The sequence below is a fragment of the Streptomyces ficellus genome (assembly GCF_009739905.1).
Lineage (GTDB): Bacteria > Actinomycetota > Actinomycetes > Streptomycetales > Streptomycetaceae > Streptomyces > Streptomyces ficellus_A.
This window is the reverse complement of record NZ_CP034279.1, coordinates 1,149,154-1,174,302: the sequence shown is the minus strand read 5'-3', so window position 1 is coordinate 1,174,302 and position 25,149 is coordinate 1,149,154. Positions and strand designations below refer to the sequence as shown.

At 73.6% G+C, this 25,149-nt stretch carries 25 protein-coding genes; 15 read left to right on the top strand and 10 right to left on the bottom strand.

The window, feature by feature from the left end:
* Positions 1 to 8: 8 nt before the first annotated feature.
* Complete coding sequence (locus EIZ62_RS05100) at positions 9 to 347, top strand: hypothetical protein (RefSeq protein WP_156691517.1); 339 nt, start codon at positions 9 to 11, stop codon at positions 345 to 347.
* Between the two features lie 55 nt (positions 348 to 402).
* On the top strand, positions 403 to 540 hold the full coding sequence (locus tag EIZ62_RS05095) for a hypothetical protein (RefSeq protein WP_156691516.1): 138 nt from the start codon (positions 403 to 405) through the stop codon (positions 538 to 540).
* Positions 541 to 616: 76 nt separating this feature from the next.
* Here EIZ62_RS05095 and EIZ62_RS05090 read toward each other — a convergent pair whose 3' ends face one another.
* Genes EIZ62_RS05090 through tdh form a run of 3 tightly spaced genes read right to left on the bottom strand, consistent with a single transcriptional unit; the run spans position 617 to position 3,815 of the window.
* Positions 617 to 1,537 carry a LysR family transcriptional regulator gene (locus tag EIZ62_RS05090; RefSeq protein WP_156691515.1) on the bottom strand — a complete coding sequence of 307 codons (921 nt, stop codon included), beginning with the start codon at positions 1,535 to 1,537 and terminating at the stop codon, positions 617 to 619.
* A 44-nt stretch (positions 1,538 to 1,581) separates the two neighbouring features.
* Positions 1,582 to 2,763 carry a glycine C-acetyltransferase gene (locus tag EIZ62_RS05085; RefSeq protein ID WP_156691514.1) on the bottom strand — a complete coding sequence of 394 codons (1,182 nt, stop codon included), beginning with the start codon at positions 2,761 to 2,763 and terminating at the stop codon, positions 1,582 to 1,584.
* 23 nt (positions 2,764 to 2,786) lie between these two features.
* Positions 2,787 to 3,815, bottom strand: coding sequence for an L-threonine 3-dehydrogenase (gene tdh, locus EIZ62_RS05080; RefSeq protein ID WP_156691513.1), 1,029 nt, complete (start codon positions 3,813 to 3,815; stop codon positions 2,787 to 2,789).
* Between the two features lie 138 nt (positions 3,816 to 3,953).
* On the opposite strand from tdh, the gene EIZ62_RS05075 reads away from it, so the two are divergent.
* Both EIZ62_RS05075 and EIZ62_RS05070 read left to right on the top strand, forming a co-directional pair.
* Positions 3,954 to 4,577 carry a histone deacetylase gene (locus EIZ62_RS05075; protein WP_156691512.1) on the top strand — a complete coding sequence of 208 codons (624 nt, stop codon included), beginning with the start codon at positions 3,954 to 3,956 and terminating at the stop codon, positions 4,575 to 4,577.
* Between the two features lie 144 nt (positions 4,578 to 4,721).
* The gene (locus tag EIZ62_RS05070; protein WP_156691511.1) at positions 4,722 to 5,135 is read left to right on the top strand and encodes a hypothetical protein; all 414 of its coding nucleotides are present in this window, start codon (positions 4,722 to 4,724) and stop codon (positions 5,133 to 5,135) included.
* A 63-nt stretch (positions 5,136 to 5,198) separates the two neighbouring features.
* On the opposite strand, the gene EIZ62_RS05065 is transcribed toward EIZ62_RS05070, so the two are convergent.
* Positions 5,199 to 6,014: a helix-turn-helix domain-containing protein gene (locus EIZ62_RS05065; RefSeq protein ID WP_156691510.1), complete on the bottom strand. Its 816-nt coding sequence runs from the start codon at positions 6,012 to 6,014 to the stop codon at positions 5,199 to 5,201.
* Between the two features lie 104 nt (positions 6,015 to 6,118).
* Here EIZ62_RS05065 and EIZ62_RS05060 point away from each other — a divergent pair, with 104 nt between their 5' ends.
* On the top strand, positions 6,119 to 6,424 hold the full coding sequence (locus EIZ62_RS05060; RefSeq protein WP_156691509.1) for a 4a-hydroxytetrahydrobiopterin dehydratase: 306 nt from the start codon (positions 6,119 to 6,121) through the stop codon (positions 6,422 to 6,424).
* 147 nt (positions 6,425 to 6,571) lie between these two features.
* Positions 6,572 to 7,453: a class I SAM-dependent methyltransferase gene (locus EIZ62_RS05055; RefSeq protein WP_156691508.1), complete on the top strand. Its 882-nt coding sequence runs from the start codon at positions 6,572 to 6,574 to the stop codon at positions 7,451 to 7,453.
* Between the two features lie 31 nt (positions 7,454 to 7,484).
* Here EIZ62_RS05055 and EIZ62_RS05050 read toward each other — a convergent pair whose 3' ends face one another.
* The 5 genes from EIZ62_RS05050 to EIZ62_RS05030 all read right to left on the bottom strand — a co-directional run bounded on the left by EIZ62_RS05050 (position 7,485) and on the right by EIZ62_RS05030 (position 13,224).
* Entirely contained in the window at positions 7,485 to 8,282 is a 798-nt protein-coding gene (locus EIZ62_RS05050) for a TIGR03943 family putative permease subunit (protein ID WP_156691507.1), read from the bottom strand.
* Positions 8,279 to 9,265: a permease gene (locus EIZ62_RS05045; RefSeq protein ID WP_156691506.1), complete on the bottom strand. Its 987-nt coding sequence runs from the start codon at positions 9,263 to 9,265 to the stop codon at positions 8,279 to 8,281. The genes EIZ62_RS05050 and EIZ62_RS05045 overlap by 4 nt, the downstream gene beginning before the upstream one ends.
* Before the next feature lie 119 nt (positions 9,266 to 9,384).
* On the bottom strand, positions 9,385 to 10,218 hold the full coding sequence (locus EIZ62_RS05040; RefSeq protein WP_156691505.1) for an aldo/keto reductase: 834 nt from the start codon (positions 10,216 to 10,218) through the stop codon (positions 9,385 to 9,387).
* An 82-nt stretch (positions 10,219 to 10,300) separates the two neighbouring features.
* Positions 10,301 to 12,124 carry an AMP-dependent synthetase/ligase gene (locus EIZ62_RS05035; protein ID WP_244375468.1) on the bottom strand — a complete coding sequence of 608 codons (1,824 nt, stop codon included), beginning with the start codon at positions 12,122 to 12,124 and terminating at the stop codon, positions 10,301 to 10,303.
* Between the two features lie 215 nt (positions 12,125 to 12,339).
* A complete protein-coding gene (locus EIZ62_RS05030) occupies positions 12,340 to 13,224 on the bottom strand; it encodes a LysR substrate-binding domain-containing protein (RefSeq protein ID WP_156691504.1) in 885 nt (294 codons plus the stop codon).
* A gap of 139 nt (positions 13,225 to 13,363) precedes the next feature.
* On the opposite strand from EIZ62_RS05030, the gene EIZ62_RS05025 reads away from it, so the two are divergent.
* Positions 13,364 to 14,389, top strand: coding sequence for a bile acid:sodium symporter family protein (locus EIZ62_RS05025; protein ID WP_156691503.1), 1,026 nt, complete (start codon positions 13,364 to 13,366; stop codon positions 14,387 to 14,389).
* 176 nt (positions 14,390 to 14,565) lie between these two features.
* The gene (locus EIZ62_RS05020) at positions 14,566 to 14,952 is read left to right on the top strand and encodes a (2Fe-2S) ferredoxin domain-containing protein (RefSeq protein ID WP_156691502.1); all 387 of its coding nucleotides are present in this window, start codon (positions 14,566 to 14,568) and stop codon (positions 14,950 to 14,952) included.
* Between the two features lie 54 nt (positions 14,953 to 15,006).
* Here EIZ62_RS05020 and fdhD read toward each other — a convergent pair whose 3' ends face one another.
* Complete coding sequence (fdhD, locus tag EIZ62_RS05015; protein ID WP_156691501.1) at positions 15,007 to 15,855, bottom strand: formate dehydrogenase accessory sulfurtransferase FdhD; 849 nt, start codon at positions 15,853 to 15,855, stop codon at positions 15,007 to 15,009.
* A gap of 366 nt (positions 15,856 to 16,221) precedes the next feature.
* Here fdhD and EIZ62_RS05010 point away from each other — a divergent pair, with 366 nt between their 5' ends.
* The 7 genes from EIZ62_RS05010 to EIZ62_RS04980 all read left to right on the top strand — a co-directional run bounded on the left by EIZ62_RS05010 (position 16,222) and on the right by EIZ62_RS04980 (position 24,886).
* The gene (locus tag EIZ62_RS05010; RefSeq protein WP_156691500.1) at positions 16,222 to 17,160 is read left to right on the top strand and encodes a beta-ketoacyl-ACP synthase III; all 939 of its coding nucleotides are present in this window, start codon (positions 16,222 to 16,224) and stop codon (positions 17,158 to 17,160) included.
* Positions 17,161 to 17,326: 166 nt separating this feature from the next.
* Positions 17,327 to 18,511, top strand: coding sequence for an ROK family transcriptional regulator (locus tag EIZ62_RS05005; RefSeq protein WP_156691499.1), 1,185 nt, complete (start codon positions 17,327 to 17,329; stop codon positions 18,509 to 18,511).
* A 345-nt stretch (positions 18,512 to 18,856) separates the two neighbouring features.
* Positions 18,857 to 20,383 carry a sugar ABC transporter ATP-binding protein gene (locus EIZ62_RS05000; RefSeq protein ID WP_156691498.1) on the top strand — a complete coding sequence of 509 codons (1,527 nt, stop codon included), beginning with the start codon at positions 18,857 to 18,859 and terminating at the stop codon, positions 20,381 to 20,383.
* Complete coding sequence (locus EIZ62_RS04995; protein WP_156691497.1) at positions 20,380 to 21,396, top strand: ABC transporter permease; 1,017 nt, start codon at positions 20,380 to 20,382, stop codon at positions 21,394 to 21,396. The genes EIZ62_RS05000 and EIZ62_RS04995 overlap by 4 nt, the downstream gene beginning before the upstream one ends.
* 110 nt (positions 21,397 to 21,506) lie before the next feature.
* Positions 21,507 to 22,553 carry a substrate-binding domain-containing protein gene (locus EIZ62_RS04990; RefSeq protein ID WP_156691496.1) on the top strand — a complete coding sequence of 349 codons (1,047 nt, stop codon included), beginning with the start codon at positions 21,507 to 21,509 and terminating at the stop codon, positions 22,551 to 22,553.
* Between the two features lie 151 nt (positions 22,554 to 22,704).
* Positions 22,705 to 23,865 (top strand): Gfo/Idh/MocA family protein, encoded by a 1,161-nt coding sequence (locus tag EIZ62_RS04985; RefSeq protein ID WP_244376120.1) that lies wholly within the window; start codon positions 22,705 to 22,707, stop codon positions 23,863 to 23,865.
* A gap of 10 nt (positions 23,866 to 23,875) precedes the next feature.
* Positions 23,876 to 24,886: a sugar phosphate isomerase/epimerase family protein gene (locus EIZ62_RS04980; protein WP_156691494.1), complete on the top strand. Its 1,011-nt coding sequence runs from the start codon at positions 23,876 to 23,878 to the stop codon at positions 24,884 to 24,886.
* Positions 24,887 to 25,149 lie beyond the last annotated feature (263 nt).

Here is a 25,149-nt window from a genome sequence, read left to right as displayed (position 1 = left end):
GAACGCCCATGACCAGCATCGCCGCGCTCGCCCTCGCCGCGCGCCGGGCCGTGCCGGTCACCCTCCTGGTGCTGGCGGCCCTCCTCGGGGTCACGGCCGCGGCCGGGCCCGCCTGCGGCGCCGAACCCCGCCCGGCCGCCCCCGCCGCCCCGGCCGCCCCCGACCCGGACCTCACCGAGGCCGAGGCCGCCGCCCCGCACCGCGCCGGGCGCCGTCACCGGCGGGCCGTCCGCCCCGGGTCGCCGCGCCCGTACCGCACCCGGACGGCGCCCCCGCCCCGGACCGCCGGCCCGGCGGCCGGCCACCCGTCGGTACGCACCGTGCGGTGCGTGGTCCTGCGCTGCTGAGCGGCCCCGCCGCACCCCCGCGCACCCACCACGTCACCGACCAGGAGGTTCCGCCATGCCCATCGACCCCTTCTCCGCGCTCAACGCCCTGATCCGCGCCGAAGCCACCCGGTCCCCGGAACCGGACCGGGCCCCCGCGTCCGGCACCGACCAGGAGCCCGCCGCCCGGCCGCCGGAGGACGACGAGAAGTAGCCGGCACGATCCCGGGGAGCGGCGGCGACGGCACGCGCCGGTCAGCGGCGCCCGCGTCCGCTCCCCGGGGCCCGCTTCAGCCCTCGGGCGCCGACAGTCCCCGCGCCGAGCCCGCCAGCGCTTCCAGGACCGGGCGGATCAGCGGATGCGCCTCGGCGCCGCGCCGGACCGCCGCGAACACCCGGCGGAACGCCGCCGGCCCGGCCACCGGGCGGACCACGACGTCCTTCAGCTCGATGCCCCGCAGGGCGGAACGCGGCACCAGGGCCACGCCGGCGCCCGCACCCGCCAGGGCGACCGCGGCGCGGAAGTCGTCGGAGGAGTGCACCAGCCGCGGTTCGAAGCCGGCCAGCTCGCAGGCCAGGAGCACCATGTCGTGGCAGGGGTTGCCCGGGTACGGGGCGATCCAGTCGGCGCCGGCGAGCGACGCCAGCGCCACCTCCGGCTCCTGCCCCAGCGGATGCCCCGCGTGCAGCACCGCGTCGAACGGCTCCGCGTACAGCGGCACCCGGGCCAGCCGCCGGTCGCCCTCGCGGGGGGCGCCCCGGTACTCCACCGCCAGCGCCACGTCCGCCTCGCCGTCCAGGACCAGCGGCAGCGACTCGTCGCCCTCCGCGTCCCGCACCCGCACCCGGATACCGGGGTGGGACTCCGCGAGCCGTCCGATCGCGGGCGCCAGGACCTCGGCGATCCCGGTCGCGAACGCCGCGACCGTCACCTCGCCGGCCGCCCCGCCCGCGTACGCCGCCAGCTCCGCCTCGGCCCGCTCCAGCTGCGCCAGCACCTCGTTGGCGTGCTCCAGCAGGATCTCGCCCGCCGCCGTGAGCCGGACGCCCTTGCCGCTGCGGGTCAGCAGGACGTGCCCGGTCTCCTGCTCCAGCGCGGCGAGCTGCTGCGAGACGGCGGACGGGGTCAGGTACAGCGCCGCGGCCGCGGCGGTCACCGTACGGTGGTCCGCCGCGGCCCGCAGGACACGCAGCCGCCGGGGGTCGATCACCCTGCCATTGTCCCCCAGCCGCCGCCCGGCCCCTCGCGGGGCCGTCAGCCGGCCATCGCCGCCCGCGCGTCGGTGAACGCCTGCACCGCCCGCTCCACGTCCTTCGTCGAGTGCGCCGCCGACAGCTGCACCCGGATGCGGGCCTGCCCCATCGGCACCACCGGGTACGAGAAGCCGATCACGTACACCCCGCGCTCCAGCAGCAGCTCCGCCATCCGGCCGGCCTCCGCCGCGTCCCCGATCATCACCGGGGCGATCGCGTGGTCGCCGGGCAGGATCTCGAAGCCCGCCTCCGTCATCCGGGTGCGGAACAGCTTGGTGTTCGCCGCCAGCTTCTCCCGCAGGTCGCCCGCCGACTCCAGCAGGTCCAGCACCTTCAGCGACGCGGCGGCGATCACCGGCGCGAGGGAGTTCGAGAAGAGGTACGGGCGCGACCGCTGGCGCAGCAGCTCGACGATCTCGGCGCGCGCCGCCACGTACCCGCCGGACGCACCGCCCAGCGCCTTGCCGAGCGTGCCCGTGATGATGTCGACGCGGTCCATCACACCGTGCAGCTCGGGCGTGCCGCGACCGCCGGGGCCCACGAACCCGACCGCGTGCGAATCGTCGACCATGACCATCGCGTCGTACCGGTCGGCGAGGTCGCAGATCTCCGGCAGGGGGGCCACGTACCCGTCCATCGAGAACACGCCGTCGGTGACGATCAGGCGCCGGCGGGCGTCCTGCGACTCCTTGAGCTGCTTCTCCAGGTCGGCCATGTCCCGGTTGGCGTACCGGTGGCGGCGCGCCTTGGACAGCCGGATGCCGTCGATGATCGACGCGTGGTTGAGGGCGTCGGAGATCACCGCGTCCTCCGGGCCGAGCAGCGTCTCGAAGACACCGCCGTTGGCGTCGAAGCAGGACGAGTAGAGGATCGTGTCCTCCTGCCCCAGGAACGCCGACAGCCGCTGCTCCAGTTCCTTGTGGACGTCCTGCGTACCGCAGATGAAGCGCACGGACGCCATGCCGTAGCCCCAGCGGTCGAGGGCGTCCTTGGCGGCGGCGGCGACCTCCGGGTGGTCGGCGAGCCCCAGGTAGTTGTTGGCGCAGAAGTTCAGCACGTCACCGGAGGGGACGGACACCGTCGCGCTCTGCGGGGTGCCGATGACCCGCTCCGGCTTGTAGAGACCGGCCTCGCGGATCTCGTCGAGGGTGGCGCGCAGCTCGTCACGGACGGACGCGTACATCAGAAGGCTCCTAGAGGGGTGGGTCAGACGGTCCAGTCAAGGATGATCTTGCCGCTGCGCGCGGTGGCGGCCTCGTCGAACGCGGCGTCGAAGTCCTGGTAGCCGTAGCTGCCGGTGATCACCGGGCTGAGGTCGAGACCACCCTCCAGCAGCACGGTCATCGCGTACCACGTCTCGAACATCTCCCGGCCGTAGATGCCCTTGACCGTGATCATCGAGGTGACGATCTTCGACCAGTCGACCGCGAACTCCTCGGCCGGCAGGCCCAGCATCGCGATCCGGCCGCCGTGCGTCATGTTCGCGACCATGTCGCGCATGGCCTCGGGCCGGCCGGACATCTCCAGGCCGATGTCGAAGCCCTCCCGCAGCCCCAGCTCCCGCTGCGCGTCACCGATGCCGCGCTCCGCCACGTTCACGGCGAGCGTCGCGCCCACCTTGCGGGCCAGCTCCAGCCGCGACTCGCTCACATCGGTGATCACCACGTTGCGCGCCCCGGCGTGCCGCGCGACCGCCGCCGCCATGATCCCGATCGGGCCCGCGCCCGTGATCAGGACGTCCTCACCGACGAGCGGGAACGACAGCGCGGTGTGCACGGCGTTGCCGAACGGGTCGAAGATCGCCGCGACGTCGAGGTCCACCTTCGTACGGTGCACCCACACGTTGGACGCGGGCAGCGCCACGTACTCGGCGAACGCGCCGTCCCGCCCGACGCCCAGCCCGACCGTGGCGCGGCACAGGTGCCGGCGGCCCGCCAGACAGTTGCGGCACTTGCCGCACACCAGGTGCCCCTCGCCGCTGACCAGGTCGCCGACCGCGATGTCCGTGACGTCGGCGCCCACGTGCGCCACCTCGCCCACGAACTCGTGACCCAGCACCAGCGGCGTCGACACCGCCTGCTGCGCCCAGCCGTCCCACGAGCGGATGTGCAGGTCCGTACCGCAGATACCGGTGCGCAGCACCCGGATCAGCACGTCACCGGGCCCGGTCTCGGGCTCCGGCACGTCCATGAGCCACAGGCCCGGCTCGGCCTTCTGCTTGACGAGTGCCTTCATCGGTGCGGCTCCAGCCGTGCGTGAGGGAAGATCGGATACCCGCACCAATCTGCCGACCCGCGCCCACCGCGTCCATCGAGGATTTCTTAAGCGGGTCAACAGCGGAGCTTCACGCGCCACGCCCGTTACGTTCGAGGCATGACGACGGAGGTCTGGTACACGTCCTACGGCTCCAACACGCACGTCGACCGCCTGGCCCACTACCTCACCGGCGGCACGCCCCCGGACGGCTCCCGCACCTACCCCGGCTGCCGCGACCCCCGCCTGCCGTCCGCGTCCGTCCCGGTGGAGCTGGAGGGCGCCCTGTACTTCGCCACCGAGTCGGCGGTGTGGACCGGCGGCAGGGCGTTCTACGACCCGCACGCCGAGGGCCGCGTCCTCGCGAGGGCGCACCGCATCACCGCCGGACAGTTCTCCGACATCGCCGCCCAGGAGATGTACCGCGACCCCGGCCCGGACACCGACCTCGACCTCACGGCCGTCCTCCGCGACGGCACGGCCGTCCTCGGCGACGGCCGCTACGAGACCCTCGTCAGCCCGGGCACCCTCCACGGCCTGCCCCTGCTCACCTTCACCGCACCCTGGCGGATGCACGACGTCGAGTGGAACCCGCCCGCCGCCGGCTACCTCCGCCACCTCGCCGCCGGGCTGATCGCGACCGGCGCCTGGGACACGGACACCGTCGTCGCCTACCTCGCCTCCCGCCCGGGCGCGGCCGGCCACTGGACCGAGCGCCTGATCAGGGACCTCGTCGCCCCCTGACCGCCGACGGGCCCGCATTACCCGTGCGGTAATCGACCCGCCCCCGTCCGCGCGGCATCGTTGCGGTCACCGGAACCCGGCCGGCGCACTCCGGCCGGGATCCGGGCCCGCACCCGCCGTACGAACCCCGATGGAGGCTCCGCCATGTCCCAGGCCCTGCTCGCCGGCATCTCCCGCACCACCGAGCCGCACACCATGCTGCGCCGCTTCCTCGCGCTGGACGCCGTCGTCACCGGGGGCAACGGCCTGGCCTACGCCCTCGCGTCCGGCCCGCTCGGACGGCTCCTCGGCGTCGACCCGGCGCTCCTGCTCGGACTGGGCCTGTTCCTCACCGCGTTCGCCGCGGGCGTGGGCCTCGTCGCCGCCCGGCGGCGGCCGAACGTCACGGCCGTCAAGATGATCGTCGACGCCAACCTGGCGTGGGCGGTGCTCAGCGTCGTCGCGCTCGTCGTCTGGCTGTCGCCCACCGCCGCCGGGGTGGTGTGGATCCCGCTGCAGGCCGGGACCGTGGCGGGGTTCGCCGCGCTCCAGTGGTCCGCCCTGCGGGCCATGGGCTAGGGAGTGTCCGGAAAGTATCGGCGTCCGCCCGGAGGGCGGGGGCCGATACTTTCCGGACACGACCTAGAGCGAGCGGAGGTACTTGACCGTCGCCGGGTCGGCCGGGAGCAGCGTCTCGATGGCCAGCTCGGCGACCGTCACGTCCACCGGCGTGTTGAACGTCGAGATGGACGACACGAAGGACAGCACGTGCCCGTCGTGCTCGATCCGCAGCGGCAGCGCGAAGTACGGGTACGGATGCGGATCCTCCTGGTCCTCCCGGTCGTCGGGGCCGGCGCCCGCCCGCTCGGGCAGCGGGTACGCGGCGACCTCCTCGTACAGGCGCCGCAGCGGTTGTGAGCGGGCCAGCGCGATCTGCCGCTCCATCTGGGCCAGCAGGTGCCCGCGCCACTCCCGCAGGTTGCGGATCCTCGGCGCCAGGCCCTCCGGGTGCAGCGTGATCCGCATCGCGTTCAGCGGCGGGCGCAGCAGGTGCCCGGGCAGCCCGTCCAGCAGCGCCATGATGCCCCGGTTGGCGGCCACCACCGTGTACGTGCCGTCGACGACCAGCGCGGGATACGGGTCGTAGCCGTCCAGCAGTTGCCTGATGCCCGCCCGCAGCGTGTCCAGCGACGGGTCGTCCAGGGACGTCTCGGTGTAGCGCGGGGCGTAGCCCGCCGCCAGCAGCAGGGCGTTGCGCTCCCGCACCGGCACCTCCAGGTGCTCGGCCAGGCGCAGGACCATCTCCTCGCTCGGGCGGGACCGGCCGGTCTCGACGAAAGAGATGTGCCGGGCCGACGAGTCGGCGCGCAGCGCCAGCTCCAGCTGGCTCAGCCGCCGCCGCTCGCGCCAGCCGCGCAGCAGGGGCCCTACTCCGGTACCGGTCACGGCAGTTGTCATACCGCAGACGGTAACCCACGTGTTGACCACGGACCCGTGCCGCCGGACCGTATCGTCACGGTCACGTCGTCATCGTCCCCACCGACCCGGAGGGAGCACCGGACATGCCCACTGAGCCGCTGTCGCAGAAGGAGATCGAGGACCGGCTGCGCGAACTGCCCGGCTGGTCCCAGGAGGGCGACCGGATCGCCCGCACCTACCGTCTCGGCACCCACTTCGCCGCCACCGCGATGGTGGTGCACGTCGCCCAGATCCAGGAGGAGCTGAACCACCACTCCGAGCTGACCCTCGGCTACAACACGGTCAACCTCACGGTGAACACCCACGACGCGGGCGGCGCGGTCACCGAGAAGGACTTCACCCTCGCGGCACGGGTCGAAGAGATCGCCCCGTCCCACGGCGCCGGCTGACCCCGGCACCGGCTGACCCCGGCGCCGGCTCCCGCACGTCACGCCGCCCCGGCCGCGGGCACGACCGCCCCCGGCCCGGGCGGCGCCGAATTGCCGAAGCGGCAACAAAGTTCGCCGTCGTCGCACCACCGGCCCCACCCTGGCGGCATGAGCCGACACCACGACCACGGTCACCACCACGACGACACCCATATGGACTGGACCCACATGATGCCCCTGCTGGAGCAGGGCGCACAGCTCCAGAGCCCGCTGTACCGGCAGGCCGCGGCCTGGCTCGGCGAGCTGGTGCCGACGGCCGCCGTCCGCCGGATCCTCGACGTCGGCAGCGGGCCGGGCGTGCTGTCCTGCCTGCTCGCCGAGGCCTTCCCGTACGCCGAGGTCGTCGCCGTCGACGCCACGCCCGAGCTCCTGGAGCGGGCCCGCGAGCGCGCCCGGGCCGCGCACCTCGGCGACCGCGTCACCACGCGCCGCGCCGAGCTGCCCGACGGCATCGCCGGCCTGGGCGACGCCGACCTGATCTGGGCGGCCGACTCCCTGCACCACCTGGGCGACCAGCGCGGGGCCGTCGCCGGTCTCGCCGGGCTGCTGCGGCCCGGCGGGCTGCTCGCGGTGGTCGAGGGCGGGCTGCCGACCCGGCGCCTGCCGCAGAACATCGGCTTCGGGCGGCCGGGCCTGGAGGCCCGCCTCGACGCCGTGCACGCGGAGTGGTTCGCCGAGATGCGGGCGGAGCTGCCCGGCGCCAAGGAGGAGGCCGACGACTGGCGGGCCCTGCTGTCCGGCGCGGGGCTCGTCCCGAGCGGCACGCGCTCGTTCCTGCACGACGTGCCGGCGCCCGTTCCCGGTGCCGTGCGGGACCAGATCCTGACCGCGTTCACCCGCGGCCGCGACGCGCTCGGCGAGCGGCTCGCGCCCGAAGACCTGGCCACGCTGGACCGGCTGCTGGACCCGGCGGAGCCGCAGGGCCTGCACCAGCGGCCGGACCTCTTCATGCTGACCGCCCGCACGGTCCACACCGCCCGCCGGGGCTGACCACCCGCCGGGGCTGACCACCCGGGCGGCTTCAGGGCGTCAGGGGTGTGGTGTCCTGGTACGGGTTGACCGGCTCGGGCACCCGCTCCACCGTCCGGGCGTCGACCGCCACCGCGGCCTTCGCCGTCCCCAGCGCACCGCCGCCACCCGGGTGCCACGTGCCCGTCACGGCGACCCAGGTGTCGGCGGGGGGTGCGGGCGCCCCGTGCACCCGGATCCGCAGCGACCGGCTGTCGGCCGCGCAGCAGCTCACCACCAGCCGGGTGAGGTACCAGGTGCCGGAGCGGTCCTTCGCCGGCGTGACGAACCCGGTCATCAGCACCGTCCGCCCGGCGAGGCCACGGTCGCGGTCCTGCTGGACCCGCGCGATGAATCCGGACAGGGCCAGTGGCGCCGGGTCGGCGTCCGGGAGGGGGTCGAACCGCTCCACGCGGGCGACCGCGTTGTCGGTCTCGCGCGCGGCCGTGAAGGAGCCGAGCGCGGGCGGGGCGTACAGCAGCAGGGCGAGGACGGGCAGGAACAGCACCCAGGCGACGCGCGGCCCGCTCCGGTGATCGTGCCCGTGCTCGTGCTCGTCACCGCCGCCGTGTTCGTCACCGTCCCCGGCGTCGTCCTCGTCCGGTTCGGAGTGGTCCGGGCGGGCCGCGAACGGCAGGCCGTCCCGTACGGCGGCCACCACGCCCAGCGCCAGCAGCAGCACGGCGGAGGCGACGAGGAACGGCCGCAGGCCCTCCTTCACGTACCGCAGGTAGACCTGGCTCAGCAGCGAGATGTGCAGCACGGCCGCCCCGGTGAGCAGCAGCAGAACCGCCTGGACGTGCCGCCTCACAGCAGCCACCACCCGGTCAGGCAGGCGCACACCACGGCCACCACGGCGGTCGCGGCGGAGAAGCGCACGGCGAACGCCCGGCCGAACGTACCGGCCTGAAGGGCGATCAGCTTCACGTCGACCATGGGCCCCACCACCATGAACGTCAGCCGTGCGGTGGGGGAGAAGCCGGTGAGCGACGCGGCGACGAAGGCGTCCGCCTCCGAGCAGACGGCGAGCACGACGGCGAGCAGGGCGAGGAACAGCACCGACAGCCAGGGCGAGTCGGCGAAGGCGTCCAGGACGGAACGCGGCACCAGGACGTTGAAGGTGGCGGCCGCCATCGCGCCGACGACGAGATAGCCGCCCGCGTGCAGGAAGTCGTGCTGGAACCCGAGCCGGAACTCCTCCCAGCGGCTGTGCCCGGCCCGGTGCCCGGTGTGCCGGGCCGGCATTTTCAGCCACTCCGCCCGGCCCCACTTCAGCCACAGCCAGCCCATGGTGGCCGCCGTGACCAGGGACGCCACGAGCCGTGCGGCGACCATCCCGGGCTGCCCCGGGAAGGCCACGGCGGTCGACACCAGCACCACCGGGTTCACCGCGGGCGCGGAGAGCAGGAACGCGAAGGCCGCGGCGGGGGTGACCCCGCGCCGGATCAGGCTCCCGGCGACCGGCACGGAGGCGCACTCGCAGCCGGGCAGGACGACCCCGGCGGCGCCCGCGACGGGCACGGCGAGCGCCGGGTTGCGGGGGAGCGCCCTGCTGAACACCCGTGCCGGTACGAAGGCGTTGACCGCCCCGGAGACGATGGTGCCCAGCAGCAGGAAGGGCAGGGCCTGCACGGTGAGCGCCACGCAGACGGTCTGCCACGCCCGGAAACCCGGCCGGCCCAGCAGGGGCACCGCGAGCGCGGCGATCAGCAGCAGTGACACGGCCCCGGCGAGGGCGGCGGACGGCGGTATCGCCCCGGACGGGCGCTCCCGCGCGGTTGCGGCTCGGTTCATGGAGCCACACCCTAGCCGCAGCGAGGAATGACAATCATTTCACCCTGGGGGCGGCCTGCGCGGGACGGCGCCGCGGTCCACCGGCCGCTTACGCCGTCCCGCCGGGCGCTCCCGCCCGCTCAGACCTCGTCGAACGTCGCGGGGTCCGGACCCAGCCGCCGGCCCTCGTCGAGCGCGGCGAACGCCGCGAGGTCGTCGGCGTCCAGCTCGAAGTCGAAGACGTCGATGTTCTCCCTGATCCGCGACGGGGTCACGGACTTGGGGATCACGATGGTGCCCAGCTGGAGGTGCCAGCGCAGCACCACCTGCGCCGGGGTGCGCTCGTGCTTGCGGGCGACGGCGACCACCGTCGGGGCCTCCAGCAGGCCCCTGCCCTGGCCGAGCGGCGACCAGGCCTCGGTCCGGATGCCGTGGCGGGCGTGGAAGTCGCGGGCCTGGGTCTGCTGGAGCTGCGGGTGCAGCTCGATCTGGTTGAGCACGGGCACGACGGAGGTCTCGCCGAGGAGGCGCTCCAGGTGCTCGGGCAGGAAGTTGGAGACGCCGATCGCCCTGGCGCGGCCGTCCGCGTGGATCTTCTCGAACGCCTTGTACGTGTCGACGTACAGATCCGCGGAGGGCACCGGCCAGTGGATCAGGTACAGGTCGACGTGGTCGAGACCGAGCCTGTCCAGGGACGCGTCGAACGCGCGCAGCGTCGCGTCGTACCCCTGCTCGCCGTTCCAGAGCTTGGTGGTGACGAAGAGCTCGTCACGGGCGATCCCGGAAGCGGCGACGGCCTCGCCGGTGCCCTTCTCATTCTCGTAGATCGCTGCGGTGTCGATGCTGCGGTATCCGGCCTCCAGGGCCGTGCCCACCGCCTTCGCCGCCTCGACGTCGGGCACCTGCCAGACGCCGAAGCCGAGCTGCGGCATGGTGACGCCGTTGTTGAGGGTGATGGAGGGGACCTTGCTCACGAGCGGTCGATCCTTACGTCGTCGGTGGTTACTCCCAGGGGCAACGTCCACACCGTGCGGCCTGTTCCCGCGGCGCGGAGCGTCACCCGTACAGCGCGTCCACCTCCGCCGCGTACGCCGACTCGATCGCCTTGCGCTTCAGCTTCAGCGACGGCGTCAGCAGCCCGTGCTCCTCGGTGAAGGGGTGCGCCAGGATCCGGAACGTGCGGATCGACTCGGCCTGCGACACGAGCGTGTTCGCCGCGACGACCGCCCGCCGGATCTCCGTCTCCAGCGCCGGGTCGCGCACCAGTTCGGCGGGCGGCAGGGGCGGCCTGTTCTGCATGGCCAGCCAGTGCTCGACCGCCTCCTGGTCGAGCGTCACCAGTGCCGCCACGTAAGGGCGGTCGTTGCCGACCACGATGCACTGCGCGACCAGGGGATGGGACCGCACCCGTTCCTCCAGCCCGGCCGGCGGCACGCTCTTGCCGCCCGACGTCACCAGGATCTCCTTCTTGCGGCCGGTGATCGTCAGGTAGCCGTCCTCGTCGAGGGCGCCGATGTCACCGGTCGCCAGCCAGCCGTCCCGCAGCACGGCGGCGGTCGCCGCGGGGTCCCCCAGGTACCCGGAGAAGACGTGCGGGCCGCGCAGCCACACCTCGCCGTCCTCCGCTATGTGCACCGTCGTCCCCGGGATGGGCGGGCCGACCGTGCCGAACTTGGTCCGCTCCGGCGGGTTCGCGGTGGCCGCCGCGGCCGACTCGGTCAGGCCGTACCCCTCGTACACGGTCACGCCCGCGCCCTCGAAGAACAGGCCGAGCCGGCGGGCCATCCCCGACCCGCCCGACATCGCGTGCCGCACCCGGCCGCCCAGAGCCTCGCGCACCTTCCCGTACACGACCTTGTCGAAGAACTGGTGCTGCACCCGCAGCGCCGCCGACGGGCCGGGCCCCAGCCCGAACGCCTTCAGCTCCAGCGCCTCCGCGTACCGCACCGCGACCTCGACGGCCTTGTCGAAGGGCCCCGCCCTCCCCTCCGCCTCCGCCCGGCGCCGCGCCGCCTGGAACACCTTCTCGAAGATGTACGGCACGGCCAGCACGAACGTCGGCCGGAACGACGCCAGATCCTCCAGCAGCGGCCCGGCCGCCAGCTGCGGCTGGTGGCCGAACCTGACCCGCTTGCGGACCGCGGCGACCTCCACCATCCGCCCGAAGACGTGCGCCAGCGGCAGGAACAGCAGCGTCGACGCCTCGTCACCCGGCTTGGAGTGGAACACCTCCTCCCAGCGGCCGACCAGCGTGTCCGCCTCGAACATGAAGTTCGCGTGGGTCAGCACGCAGCCCTTGGGGCGGCCCGTCGTCCCCGACGTGTAGATGATCGTGGCGATGGACTCCGGCGTCACCGCCCGCCGGTGCCGCTGCACCACTTCCTCGTCGATGCGCGCCCCCGCCGCCACCAGCTCGTCGACCGCCCCGGCGTCCAGCTGCCACAGCCGCTTGAGGCGGGGCAGCCGGTCGACCACCGAGCCGATCGTCATCGCGTGGTCCTCGTGCTCCACGACGCACGCGGTCACCTCCGCGTCGTGCAGCATCCAGTGCACCTGGTCGGCGGAGGAGGTGGGGTAGACGGGCACGGACTGGGCGCCGACCGTCCACAGCGCGAAGTCGAACAGTGTCCACTCGTACCGCGTACGGGCCATGATGGCGACCCGGTCCCCGAACCGCACCCCTTCCGCGAGCAGCCCCTTGGCGAGCGCCAGCACCTCGTCCCGGAACCGCGCCGCCGTCACGTCGCCCCAGCGGCCGTCGGCGCCCTTGCGCCCGAGCACCACGCGTTCCGGATCGTCCTCGGCGTGCTCGAACACGGAATCGGCCAGACCGCCGACCAGGGGAGCCGTCGCCAGGGGTGGGACAGTGAACTCGGGCAAGGGCCTGCTCCTTGGGGGGCGCTCCGCACAGCGGAGGGTGACGGTACCCCACACGAGACGTGTACGGGAGGGTCTTCGCGAACCCCGTCCGCATGGCATCGCCACAGGTCAGAAGCTAAGTACCCGGCCACGGGGCCGGGCGCCCACGCGCTACTGACCTGCGAGTAAGTAGTGCGTGGCGGAATCTCCACCGAATCTGTACGCCGCGCTCACCGTCACGGGCCCGCCGCCGCGGCGTGCAGCCGGTCGCCACCCGCGAGGATGGCCGCCGCCAGCGCGTCCGCCGCCTCCTGGGCGGCACCCCCGGGCGCGGCCGGGCGGCCGTGGAGCAGCACGAAGTCCACGTCGCCCAGCTCCGGCAGCCCCGCGCGGGCGGGGACGGGCACCAGCCCCGGCGGGACGAGACCGCGGGTGTGGGCCATCACGCCCAGGCCGGCCCGGGCGGCGGCGATCAGGCCGCTCAGCGACGCACTCGTGCAGACGACGCGCCACGCCCGGCCGTGCTCCTGGAGGGCCTCCAGCGCGCGGGCCCGGGTGATGCCCGGCGGAGGGAAGACGATGAGCGGGACCGGCCGGTCCGGATCCAGCCGCAGCCGGGGCGCGCCGATCCACGTCAGCGTGGAGTGCCAGACCAGCCGGCCGTGCGTGTCGCCACCGCGCCGCTTGGCGAGGACCAGGTCGAGCCGGCCCGCCGCCAGCTTCTCGTGCAGCGTGCCGGACAGGCCCACCGTCAGCTCCAGGTCCACCTCGGGGTGCTCGCGCCGGAACGATTCCAGCACCTCGGGCAGCCGGGTCAGCACGAAGTCCTCCGACACCCCGAAACGCAGCCGCCCGCGCAGCCTCGTGCCCGTGAAGAACGCCGCCGCCCGCTCGTGCGCCGCCAGGATCGTCCGGGCGAAGCCGAGCATCGCCTCGCCGTCCTCCGTGAGCTCCACCCCATGGGTGTCCCGCGTGAACAGCGCACGCCCCACGGCTTCCTCCAGCCGCCGCACGTGCTGGCTGACCGTCGACTGGCGCACCCCCAGGCGGTGCGCGGCCCGGGTGAAGCTCAGCGTCTGGGCGACGGTCAGGAAGGTCCGCAGCTGCGTGGGCTCGTACACCCCGCCAGGATACGACGGTCATCACAGATCGTGATGACAGTCAGAGCGGTGTACGGGATTCCCGATCGCCGTCGGCGCGGGCACGATGGACCCCACGACCCCACGCCCCCACCACCCGGAACCGAAGCACGTGGAGCACATGAACCGCCTCCGACCCCCGCGCACGCGCCTGCCGATCGACCCGTACATGGCGGCGCTGGTCGCGACCGTGGCCCTGGCGGCGCTGCTCCCCGCCTCCGGAACGGCCGCCGACGCGGTCGGCGGGGCGTCCACCGGCGCCGTCGCGCTGCTGTTCTTCCTGTACGGGGCGCGGCTGTCCACGCGGGAGGCGCTGGACGGGCTGAGGCACTGGCGGCTCCATGTGACGGTGCTGGCGGCGACGTTCGTCGTCTTCCCGCTGCTCGGCCTCGCCGCGAAGGGCCTCGTCCCGTCCGTGCTCACACCCGCCCTGTACGGCGGGCTGCTCTTCCTCTGCCTGGTCCCGTCCACGATCCAGTCGTCGATCGCCTTCACGTCGATGGCCCGGGGCAACGTGCCCGCCGCGATCTGCGCCGGCTCGTTCTCGTCGCTGGCCGGCCTCGTCCTCACGCCCCTGCTGGCGGCGCTGCTGCTCGGCGGCGCCGGGGCCGGCTTCCCGGCGGACTCCCTGCTGAGGATCGTCGCGCACCTGCTGGTCCCCTTCCTCGCGGGCCAGGTGCTACGCCGCTGGGTGGGCGGCTTCCTCACCCGGCACAAGAAGGTGCTGGGGTACGTGGACCGGGGCTCGATCCTGCTCGTCGTCTACACCGCGTTCAGCGCGGGCATGGTCGGGGGCGTCTGGCACCAGGTCACCCCGGGGCGGCTGGCGGCCCTGCTGGGCGTCGAGGCGGTGCTGCTCGCCCTGATGCTCGCGCTCACCTGGTACGGGGCGGGGCGGCTCGGGTTCGGGCGCGAGGACCGGATCGCGATCCAGTTCGCCGGGTCCAAGAAGAGCCTCGCGGCGGGCCTGCCGATGGCGAGCGTCCTGTTCGGCGCGCACGCCTCGCTCGCCGTGCTGCCGCTGATGCTGTTCCACCAGATGCAGTTGATGGTGTGCGCGGTCATCGCACGGCGCCGCGCGGGCGATCCGCCCGTGGGGCAGCGGTCCGGCGTCGGCGCCCGCCCCACGGAGCCCGCCCGCCCCTGACGGGTTTCGGCCACCCGGGTTCGCCGTCGACGACCCGGGTCCGGCGTCGACCACCGGGCGGGCGTGGCCGGTTCGGCGCCCTTGCCGGGGCGGATCGGGCACCCTCCGCGCCATGATGATCACCCAGGTCGATACCGTGAGGCCATGCCCTCCTTCGACGCCCTGGACGTGGTCCGGTGACCCGCACCTGGATACGCCCCGGTGCCGGCCGCCCCTGTTCCCTGGTCGTCTGCCGCGGCTGCTGCTGCGGCGACGCCCGCAAACACCCCGGCACCGATCACGCCGGCCAGCTGGCCCGGCTGCGGGATGCCGCCGCCGCCTCGAACGGCCGGCTCGCCGTCCGTACCAGCGACTGCCTCGGCCCGTGCGGCCAGGCGAACGTCCTGGTCGTGCAGCCCTCCACCGAGGCGCGACGGCGGGGCGCCCGGGCTGCGTGGATCGGCTGGGCGCTCGACGACGACTGCCTGGACGACGTCCTCGCGTGGGTCGAGGCGGGCGGACCGGGCGTCGCGGAGCCCCCGGCCACGCTCACGCTCCAGATGATCGACCCGCCGAAGAAGTGACACGGGCGGGGGTCGGGCGGGCGGTGGGGGTCGCACCGGGGCCCGCGCCGGGCGTCAGGCTTCGGGGGCCGCCGCCGTGAGGTCGACGCGGTGCTCACCCGCGTACACGTTCATGGTGCGGCCGCGCAGGAAGCCGACCAGCGTCAGACCCGTCTCGGCGGCCAGGTCCACGGCGAGCGAGGACGGCGCCGACACGGCCGCCAGCACGGGGACACCGGCCATCACCGCCTTCTGCGCCAGTTCGAACGACGCCCGCCCCGACACCAGCAGCACCGCCCGGTCCAGCGGCAGCAGGTCCTCCCGCAGCGCGCGGCCCACCAGCTTGTCCACCGCGTTGTGCCGGCCGACGTCCTCCCGTACGTCCAGCAGCTCGCCCGCCTCGGAGAACAGCGCGGCCGCGTGCAGCCCGCCGGTCCGGTCGAAGACCCGCTGGGCCGCCCGCAGCCGGTCCGGGAGGGCGGCGAGCAGTCCGGGCGTGACACGGACCGGGGGAGTGTCGGCGATGGGGAAGCGGGCGGTGGTGCGGACCGCGTCCAGGCTCGCCTTGCCGCACAGGCCGCACGACGACGTCGTGTAGACGTTGCGCTCCAGCGTGATGTCCGGCACGGCCACGCCCGGCGCCAGTTGGACGTCCACCACGTTGTACGTGTTCGTCCCGTCGTCCTTGGCCCCGGCGCAGTACACGATGTTCCGTACGTCGCGCGCCGATCCGAGCACGCCCTCGCTGACGAGGAAACCCGCCGCGAGCGCGAAGTCGTCGCCCGGGGTGCGCATGGTGACGGCGAGGGGCTTGCCGTTGAGACGGATCTCCAGCGGCTCCTCCGCGACCAGGGTGTCCGGACGGGCCGAGACGGCTCCGTCCCGGATGCGGATGACGCGGCGGCGGTCGGTGACCCGTCCCATGCTGATCAGTCCCGGTTCTGGGTGAGGCGACCTTGACGACCTCATTGTCCTGCACGCGCGCCGGGGCGGCGGCGGAGGGGTGGCGGTGGGGTGCCGGCCCCGGAGGCGGGTCGACCGGGTGCGCGGCGGGCCGGGCCCGGGCGACGCGCCTCGCGTGGATTTCGCGGGCGGCGGGGCCGGAAGGGCCGATGTTGCGGACTCTCCAAGAGCCGGGCGCAAATCCTGTCGGTTCACCTGACCGGTTACTGGTCAGTCGCTGACGAGACTGTGTGGTTCCTGCACGCCACGCACACGCCTCCGTACCCGCACGCGTCCCGTACGCCGCACACGGAGCACGGAGCACTGAGCACCAAGGGGGTCCCGAGCATGACGGGCACTCGTATCGCCGCGCTCGGGCACTACCAGCCCGCCAAGGTCCTGACCAACGCCGACCTCACCGCGCTGGTCGACACCAGCGACGAGTGGATCACCAGCCGGGTCGGCATCAGGACCCGCCACGTCGCGGGCCCCGACGAGCCGGTCGACGAGATGGCCGCCCACGCGGGCGCGAAGGCCCTGGCGGCCGCCGGGCTGAACCCGGCCGACGTGGACCTCGTCCTGGTCGCCACCTCCACGGCGATCGACCGCTCCCCGAACACCGCGGCCCGGGTCGCCGCCCGGCTGGGCATGGCCTCGCCCGCCACCCTGGACCTCAACGTCGTGTGCGCGGGCTTCACCCACGCGCTGGCCACCGCCGACCACGCCGTACGGGCCGGCTCGGCGACCCGCGCACTGGTGATCGGTGCCGACAAGATGACGGAGATCACCGACTGGACCGACCGGACCACCTGCGTCCTGGTCGGCGACGGTGCGGGCGCGGCGGTCGTCGAGGCCGCCCCGGAGGCGGGCATCGGACCCGTCCTGTGGGGCTCCGTGCCCGAGATGGGCCACGCCGTACGCATCGAGGGCACCCCGCCGCGCTTCGCCCAGGAGGGCCAGACGGTCTACCGCTGGGCCACCACCCAGCTGCCGCCCATCGCCCGCAAGGTGTGCGAGCGGGCGGGCGTCACGCCCGAGGAACTGGCGGCGGTCGTGCTGCACCAGGCGAACCTGCGCATCATCGAGCCGGTCGCGCAGAAGATCGGTGCGGTCAACGCGGTGATCGCCCGGGACGTCACCGAGTCCGGCAACACCTCGGCCGCCTCCATCCCGATGGCGCTCAGCAAGCTGGTCGAGCGCGGCGAGGTCGATTCCGGTGCGCCCGCCCTGCTGTTCGGCTTCGGCGGGAACCTCTCGTACGCCGGTCAGGTCGTCCGCGTTCCCTGACCGCGCACCGCCGTCGAGCGGTGAACCGGGGCTTTGTCCTGGCTGTGGAGAAAGTTGGCAGCGATTGCCGCGCAACTTCTTCCCCCGGCGGCAAAGCGCTGCTACGTTCCCCTCGCAAGCAGCACACCGAGGCCGGTCACGACGGCGGGGAGGGCGCGTGAGACGTATGACGGCTCGACCCGCCAACGCGCACCAGGCCCAATTGCTGCGGCTGTTGCGTGACGGCGGTCCCAACTCCCGGGCACAGCTGGGCGATCAGGTCGACCTGTCCCGCTCCAAACTGGCCGTCGAGGTGGACCGGCTCCTGGAGACCGGGCTCGTGGTGGCCGACGGGCTCGCCGCGTCGCGCGGCGGACGGCGCTCGCACAACATCCGGCTCGCGCCCGCCCTCCGCTTCCTCGGCGTCGACATCGGCGCCACCTCCGTCGACGTGGCCGTCACCAACGCCGAGCTGGAGGTCCTGGGGCACCTCAACCACCCCATGGACGTCCGCGAGGGCCCGGTGGCCGTGTTCGAGCAGGCGCTCGCCATGGCGGCCAAGCTCAGGGCGTCCGGCCTCGCCGAGGACGGCTTCGACGGCGCGGGGATCGGGGTGCCGGGACCGGTCCGCTTCCCCGAGGGCGTACCGGTCGCGCCGCCGATCATGCCCGGCTGGGACGGCTTCCCCGTCCGGGAGGCGCTCAGCCAGGAGCTGGGCTGTCCGGTCATGGTCGACAACGACGTGAACCTGATGGCGATGGGGGAGCAGCACGCGGGCGTCGCCCGTTCCGTCGCCGACTACCTCTGCGTCAAGATCGGCACCGGTATCGGCTGCGGCATCGTCGTCGGCGGCGAGGTCTACCGCGGTACGACGGGCAGTGCCGGCGACATCGGCCATATCCAGGTCGTCCCGGACGGCCGCGCCTGCGCGTGCGGCAACCGTGGCTGCCTGGAGGCCCATTTCAGCGGCGCGGCGCTCGCCCGGGACGCCGAGGACGCGGCGCGCGCCGGCCGGTCCGACGAGCTCGCGCGGCGACTGGAGGAGGCCGGGAGGCTCACCGCCGTGGACGTCGCCGCCGGGGCGGCCGCCGGGGACGCCACCTCGCTCGCCCTGATCCGCGAGGGCGGCAACCACGTCGGCCAGGTCATCGCGGGGCTCGTCAGCTTCTTCAACCCGGGCCTGGTGGTGATCGGCGGAGGGGTGACGGGCCTCGGCCACAACCTGCTCGCGGCCGTCCGCACCCAGGTCTACCGCACGTCCCTGCCGCTCGCCACGGGCAACCTGCCCATCGTCCTGGGTGAGTTGGGTGCCGCCGCCGGAGTCATCGGCGCCGCGCGGCTCATCAGCGACCACCTGTTCTCACCGGCCTGACCCAAGGCCCCTCCGGCCACCCACGACCCGCGACCGGCAGGCCCGGCACCGCACCACGCGCACCCCGCCCTGCCCGCACACGGCATGGCACGGCACCACCGGCACCATCCGCACCACTGGCACCACCGGTACCGCCCACCAGCACGACACGCACCGCTGGCACCACGAGTCCCACCCGTGCCACAAGCATCACCGGCGTCACCGGCACTACTGGCACCACGAGCCCCACCCGCACCCCGCGCCACCCCGCACTTCCAGCCCCACCCCGCACCTCGCACCCCGCCCTGCACCGCTCACCGGCTCTGCACCGCTCGCACCGCACCGCACCCGCCGAGGGGAATCGTCATGGCAACACCGGAACCACCCCTGCTCACCATGTCCGGCATCACCAAGTCGTTCCCCGGGGTCCGCGCCCTCGACGGCGTCGACCTGGAGGTACGGCCCGGCGAAGTCCACTGCCTCCTCGGTCAGAACGGCGCCGGCAAATCCACCCTCATCAAGGTCCTCGCCGGCGCCCACCAGCCCGACGGCGGCACGATCACCTGGCGCGGCGAACGGGTCGTGCTCAGGTCGCCGATCGCCGCCATGCGCCTTGGCATCGCCACCATCTACCAGGAACTCGACCTGGTGGAGGGCCTGTCGGTCGCCGAGAACGTCTTCCTCGGCCACGAGCCGACCACCGCGGGCTTCGTCGTACGCCGCCGCACCGCCCGCGCCACCACCGCCGCCCTGCTGCGCCGCCTCGGGCACCCGGAGATCGACCCCGCCCGGGCGGTCGGCGACCTGTCCGCCGCCCAGCAGCAGATCGTCTCCATGGCCCGGGCGCTCTCCCACGACGTACGCCTCATCGTCATGGACGAGCCGTCCGCCGCCCTCGACCCGGACGAGACCACGAACCTGTTCCGCATCGTCGGCGACCTCACCGCCGACGGGGTCGCCGTCGTCCACATCTCCCACCGCCTGGAGGAGATCCGCCGCATCGGCGACCGGGTGACCGTCCTGAAGGACGGGCGGGCCGTCGCCGGCGGGCTGCCGGCCGACGCCACACCGACCCGCGACATCGTTGCCATGATGACCGGCCGGAACGTCGAGTACGTCTTCCCCGACCGCCCGCCGCCCGCACGGGCGGCCACCGGAGCGCCGGTCCTGACGGTCGAAGGCCTCGCCAGGGAGGGCGAGTTCGCGCCCGTCGACCTGGAGCTGCGGCCGGGCGAGATCGTCGGCCTCGCCGGGCTCGTCGGGTCGGGCCGTTCCGAGATCCTGGAGACCGTGTACGGCGCACGGCGCCCCACCGCCGGACGCGTCGTCGTCGACGGGCGCCCGCTGCGCCCCGGCAGCGTCCGCGCCGCCGTGCGCGCCGGGATCGGGCTCGCCCCCGAGGAACGCAAGGCGCAGGGCCTGCTGATGCTCGAATCCGTGACGCGCAACGTCACCGTGTCGTCCCTGTCCCGCTTCTCGCGCGCCGGCTGGATCGACCGCTCCGCCGAGCGGGCCGCCGCCCGCGCCGCCACCCGGGAGCTGTCGCTGCGCCCCGACAACCCCGCCGCCCGCGTCCGCACCCTCTCCGGGGGCAACCAGCAGAAGGCGGTCCTCGCCCGCTGGCTGCTGCGCGGCTGCCGCGTCCTCCTGCTGGACGAGCCGACCCGGGGCGTCGACGTCGGCGCCCGGGCCGAGCTGTACGCGGTGATCCGCCGGCTCGCCGACGAGGGGCTGGCCGTCCTCCTCGTCTCCAGCGAGGTCCCCGAAGTGCTGGGCCTCGCCGACCGGGTGCTGGTGCTCCGGGAGGGCCGCGTCGTGCACACGGCGCCCGCCCGTGAGCTCGACGAGCACCGCGTACTCGACCTCGTGATGGAAGGGAGCCCGACGACATGACGCAGCCCGCTCCGGTCACCACCGCCGAACCGCCCGCCGGCACATCCGGCGACCGCCCGCCCCTGGGGCTGCGGGCCGACGTCCGCAACCTCTCCCTGCTGGGTGTCCTCGCCGTCCTGATCGCGGTCGGCGGCATCACCAGGCCCGACCAGTTCCTGGACACCTCCAACCTCCAGCTGGTCCTCACCCAGGCTTCCGTGATCGGTGTCGTCACCGTCGGCATGACGTTCGTCATCACCAGCGGCGGCATCGACCTGTCGGTCGGCGCCATCGTCGCCCTCGCCTCGGTGTGGGCGACCACCGTCGCCACCCAGGAGTACGGCTTCGCCGGCATCCTCTTTACCGCCGTGGTGGTGGGCCTGGGCTGCGGCCTGGTGAACGGTGTCCTCATCGCGTACGGCGGCATGGTCCCGTTCATCGCGACCCTCGCCATGCTCGCCTCGGCGCGCGGCCTCGCCCTCCAGATCACCGAGGGCAGGACGCAGATCGTCACCGTCCAGTCCGTCCTCGACCTCGGCGTCCCGGACGCGTACGTGCTCGGCGTACCGCCGCTCGTCCTCGTCTTCGCCGCCGTGACCGTCGTCGGCTGGCTGCTGCTGAACCGCACCACGTTCGGCCGCCGGACCGTCGCCGTCGGCGGCAACGCCGAGGCCGCGCGGCTCGCCGGCATCGACGTACGCCGCCAGCGCCTCTACCTCTACCTGCTGTCCGGCCTGTGCTGCGGCATCGCGGCCTTCCTGCTGATCGTCCTCGCCGGCTCCGGCCAGAACACCAACGGCAATCTGTACGAACTCGACGCGATCGCCGCCGCGATCATCGGCGGAACGCTGCTGAGCGGAGGGCGCGGCACCATCGTCGGCTCCGTGCTCGGCGTCCTCGTCTTCACCACGATCACCAACATCTTCGCCCTGAACAACCTCCAGAGCGACGTCCAGCAGATCGCCAAGGGCGCGATCATCGTCGCCGCCGTCCTCGTCCAGCGCCGCACCGCGCGCGGCACCGGCGAGGCCTGAGCATCCGAGCCCCGTCGTGCGCGAGCCCCGTCGTGCGCGAGCCCCGTCGTGCGCGATCCCCGTTGCGCGCGGGCCCCGTTGTGCTTCCCTACCGGAAGGGTTCCACCGCCATGCCACGAACCAGCCGCAGAAACCTGCTGTTCGGCACCGCAGCCGTCTCCGCCGGCGCCCTGCTGACCGCCTGCACCAGCAACGAACCCAGGAACGCCGCCCCCGGCACGGACGACGCCGTCGGCAACGCCCCCGCCGACGACAAGCCGGGCGCACCGGTGACCATCGGCTTCGCCGGGCCGCAGGCCGACCACGGCTGGCTCAACGCCATCAACGAGAACGCCAAACGGCGGGCGGAGAAGTACTCCGAGGTCACCCTGGAGATCACCGAGGGATCCAACGACACCGCCGCCCAGATCGGCCAGATCCAGACCCTGATCAACAAGAAGGTCGACGTCCTGGTCATCCTGCCGGCCGACGGCAAGGCGCTCACCCAGGTCGGCCTCCAGGCCATGAAGGCCGGCATCCCGGTGATCAACCTCGACCGGGTGTTCGCCTCACCGCAGGCGTACCGCTGCTGGATCGGCGGCGACAACTACGGCATGGGCCTCAACGCCGGCCGCTACATCGGCGAACAGCTCAAGGACAAGCCGGGCGCCAAGGTCGTCGAGCTGGCGGGGCTGGACAACCTGGAGCTGACCAAACAGCGCACCCAGGGCTTCGACGACGCCCTCAAGAACTACCCCAACATCACCAAGGTGGCGCGGCAGGCCGCCGAGTTCACCGTCGAGTCCGGCCAGGCCAAGATGGCCCAGCTGCTCCAGGCGCAACAGCGGTTCGACGCACTGTGGAACCACGACGACGACCAGGGCGTGGGCGCCCTCCGCGCCATCCAGCAGGCCGGCCGGGACGACTTCCTGATGGTCGGCGGGGCGGGCGCCAAGTCGGCGATGGACGCCATCAAGGCCGGTGACGGCGTGCTGAAGGCGACCGTGCTCTACCCGCCGACCATGGCCGCCTCCGCCATCGACCTGGCCCGCGCCCTGGGCCAGAAGAAGGGGGTCGGCGGCATGTCGGAGCTGGAGATCCCGGCGTCGATCACCCTGTACTCGGCCGTCGTGACCAAGGAGAACGTCGACGAGTACCTGCCGACGGGCTTCAACTGACCCCGGGCCCGCCCGCCCCCACCGAGCGATCCACGAGGAGGAACCCGGTATGACCGGGAACGACGGGAACGAACGGACGGACAGTCAGGACGCGGGCCCCACGGCCGGGCCCACAGCCGCGCAGGACCGCCGGCCGGCACTCGGGGTCGGCATGGTCGGCTACGCGTTCATGGGCGCCGCCCACTCGCAGGGCTGGCGGACCGTCGGCCGCGTCTTCGACCTGCCGATGCGGCCGGTGCTCGCCGCGGTCTGCGGCCGTGACGCCACCGCCGTGCGGGCGGCCGCCGACCGGCACGGCTGGGCCGCCGCCGAGACCGACTGGCGGGCCCTCGTCGCCCGCGACGACGTGGACGTGGTGGACATCTGCACCCCGGGCGACAGCCACGCCGAGATCGCCGTCGCCGCCCTGGAGGCGGGCAAGCACGTCCTGTGCGAGAAGCCCCTCGCCAACACCGTCGCCGAGGCGGAGGCCATGGCCGCGGCGGCCGAACGGGCGCGGGCCCACGGCCGGGTGGCGATGGTCGGCTTCAACTACCGGCGCGTGCCGGCCCTCGCGTACGCCCGGAGGCTGATCGCCCGCGGGCGGCTGGGCGCCCTGCGCCACGTCCGGATGACGTACCTCCAGGACTGGCTGGTCGACCCCGCCTTCCCGCTCACCTGGCGGCTGGAGCGCGAACACGCCGGGTCGGGTGCGCTCGGGGACCTCGGCGCGCACATCGTGGACCTCGCGCTCCACCTGGCGGGGGAGCCGCTCGAGGGGGTCTCGGCGCTCACCGAGACCTTCGTGCGGACGCGGCCGCTGCCCACCGGGGCGCCGGGCGGGCTCCGGGCGCCGGGGGGCACCGGGCGCGGGCCGGTGACGGTGGACGACGCGGCGCTGTTCACCGGCCGGCTGGCGTCGGGGGCGCTCGTGTCGTTCGAGGCGACCCGGATGGCGGCGGGCCGCAAGAACGCGCTGCGCCTGGAGGTCAACGGGGAGCGCGGTTCGCTCGCCTTCGACCTGGAGCGGCTGAACGAACTGTCCTTCTACGACGGGGACGAGCCGGCCGAGTCCGCGGGCTTCCGGCGGATCCTGGTGACCGAGCCGGACCACCCCTACCTGGAGGCGTGGTGGCCGCCCGGCCACGCCCTGGGGTACGAGCACACCTTCGCCCACCAGGCGCGCGACCTGGTCCACGCCATCGCCTCGGGCACCGAGCCGGAGCCGTCCTTCGCGGACGGGCTGCGCGTGCAGCGCGTCCTCGCGGCCGTGGAGGAGAGCGCCCGGAAGAACGCCCTCTACACCCTCGTCCACACCCCCGTGTCGCCGTAGGAGGCCCGCCGTGCCACGTCCCTTCACCCTGTTCACCGGCCAGTGGGCCGACCTGCCGCTGGAGGAGGTCTGCCGCCTGGCCCGCGACTTCGGCTACGACGGCCTCGAACTCGCCTGCTGGGGCGACCACTTCGAGGTCGACAAGGCGCTGGCCGACCCGTCCTACCTGGACGGCCGGCGGGCCCTGCTGGAGAAGTACGGCCTGACGTGCTGGGCGATCTCCAACCACCTCGTCGGCCAGGCCGTCTGCGACCATCCCATCGACGAACGGCACCGGGCGATCGTGCCCGGCCGGATCTGGGGCGACGGCGACCCCGAGGGCGTGCGGCGCCGCGCCGCACGGGAACTCGCCGACACCGCGCGGGCGGCCGCCGCGTTCGGCGTGCGGACGGTCGTCGGGTTCACCGGCTCGTCCATCTGGCACCTGGTGGCGATGTTCCCGCCGGTGCCGGAGCGGATGATCGAGCGCGGCTACGAGGACTTCGCGGAGCGCTGGAACCCGATCCTGGACGTCTTCGACGCCGAGGGCGTGCGCTTCGCCCACGAGGTCCACCCCAGCGAGATCGCCTACGACTACTGGACCACGCAGCGGGCCCTGGAGGCGGTGGACCGGCGGCCCGCCTTCGGCCTCAACTTCGACCCGAGCCACTTCGTGTGGCAGGACCTCGACCCGGTGGGGTTCCTCTACGACTTCCGGGACCGGATCTACCACGTGGACTGCAAGGAGGCGCGGCGGCGGCTCGACGGCCGCAACGGCCGGCTGGGCTCGCACCTGCCGTGGGGCGACCCGCGGCGCGGCTGGGACTTCGTGTCGGCCGGCCACGGCGACGTCCCCTGGGAGGACGTCTTCCGCATGCTGCGGTCCATCGGCTACGACGGGCCCGTGTCGGTGGAGTGGGAGGACGCCGGGATGGACCGGATGACCGGTGCGCCACAAGCGCTCGCCACGCTGAAGCGGTACGACTTCGACCCGCCCACCGCGTCCTTCGACGCGGCGTTCGGCGGCAGCGGACAGGGGTGACGGGCAGGCGGGGAGCCCGGTGGCGAGCACCGCCACCGGGCGGTCCGGGCTGCCCGCCCAGGGCTTTGTCCCGGGCCGGGAGAAAGTGCGACTCCTTTTGCGCGCAAGGGCTTTCGGCGCAGGAGCAACCCGGCTAACGTCCCTCCCGAACCACCTTGAGGTGTACAGGACAGTGTCGACGGCACCAGCTTCCGCACCCGACCCAGGCATGGACCCGACCAGCGTGACGGCGCACGCCGGTCCCCGGACATCCCGGCGCGGCT

Excerpts from the sequence above, each read along its gene's own strand:
- EIZ62_RS05100 (WP_156691517.1), top strand. The coding sequence starts at position 9 with ATGACCAGCATCGCCGCGCTCGCCCTCGCCGCGCGCCGGGCCGTGCCG.
- EIZ62_RS05095 (WP_156691516.1), top strand. The coding sequence starts at position 403 with ATGCCCATCGACCCCTTCTCCGCGCTCAACGCCCTGATCCGCGCCGAA.
- EIZ62_RS05085 (WP_156691514.1), bottom strand. The coding sequence starts at position 2,763 with ATGTACGCGTCCGTCCGTGACGAGCTGCGCGCCACCCTCGACGAGATC.
- tdh (WP_156691513.1), bottom strand. The coding sequence starts at position 3,815 with ATGAAGGCACTCGTCAAGCAGAAGGCCGAGCCGGGCCTGTGGCTCATG.
- EIZ62_RS05075 (WP_156691512.1), top strand. The coding sequence starts at position 3,954 with ATGACGACGGAGGTCTGGTACACGTCCTACGGCTCCAACACGCACGTC.
- EIZ62_RS05070 (WP_156691511.1), top strand. The coding sequence starts at position 4,722 with ATGTCCCAGGCCCTGCTCGCCGGCATCTCCCGCACCACCGAGCCGCAC.
- EIZ62_RS05065 (WP_156691510.1), bottom strand. The coding sequence starts at position 6,014 with ATGACAACTGCCGTGACCGGTACCGGAGTAGGGCCCCTGCTGCGCGGC.
- EIZ62_RS05060 (WP_156691509.1), top strand. The coding sequence starts at position 6,119 with ATGCCCACTGAGCCGCTGTCGCAGAAGGAGATCGAGGACCGGCTGCGC.
- EIZ62_RS05055 (WP_156691508.1), top strand. The coding sequence starts at position 6,572 with ATGAGCCGACACCACGACCACGGTCACCACCACGACGACACCCATATG.
- EIZ62_RS05045 (WP_156691506.1), bottom strand. The coding sequence starts at position 9,265 with ATGAACCGAGCCGCAACCGCGCGGGAGCGCCCGTCCGGGGCGATACCG.
- EIZ62_RS05025 (WP_156691503.1), top strand. The coding sequence starts at position 13,364 with ATGAACCGCCTCCGACCCCCGCGCACGCGCCTGCCGATCGACCCGTAC.
- fdhD (WP_156691501.1), bottom strand. The coding sequence starts at position 15,855 with ATGGGACGGGTCACCGACCGCCGCCGCGTCATCCGCATCCGGGACGGA.
- EIZ62_RS05010 (WP_156691500.1), top strand. The coding sequence starts at position 16,222 with ATGACGGGCACTCGTATCGCCGCGCTCGGGCACTACCAGCCCGCCAAG.
- EIZ62_RS05005 (WP_156691499.1), top strand. The coding sequence starts at position 17,327 with ATGACGGCTCGACCCGCCAACGCGCACCAGGCCCAATTGCTGCGGCTG.
- EIZ62_RS05000 (WP_156691498.1), top strand. The coding sequence starts at position 18,857 with ATGGCAACACCGGAACCACCCCTGCTCACCATGTCCGGCATCACCAAG.
- EIZ62_RS04995 (WP_156691497.1), top strand. The coding sequence starts at position 20,380 with ATGACGCAGCCCGCTCCGGTCACCACCGCCGAACCGCCCGCCGGCACA.
- EIZ62_RS04990 (WP_156691496.1), top strand. The coding sequence starts at position 21,507 with ATGCCACGAACCAGCCGCAGAAACCTGCTGTTCGGCACCGCAGCCGTC.
- EIZ62_RS04985 (WP_244376120.1), top strand. The coding sequence starts at position 22,705 with ATGGTCGGCTACGCGTTCATGGGCGCCGCCCACTCGCAGGGCTGGCGG.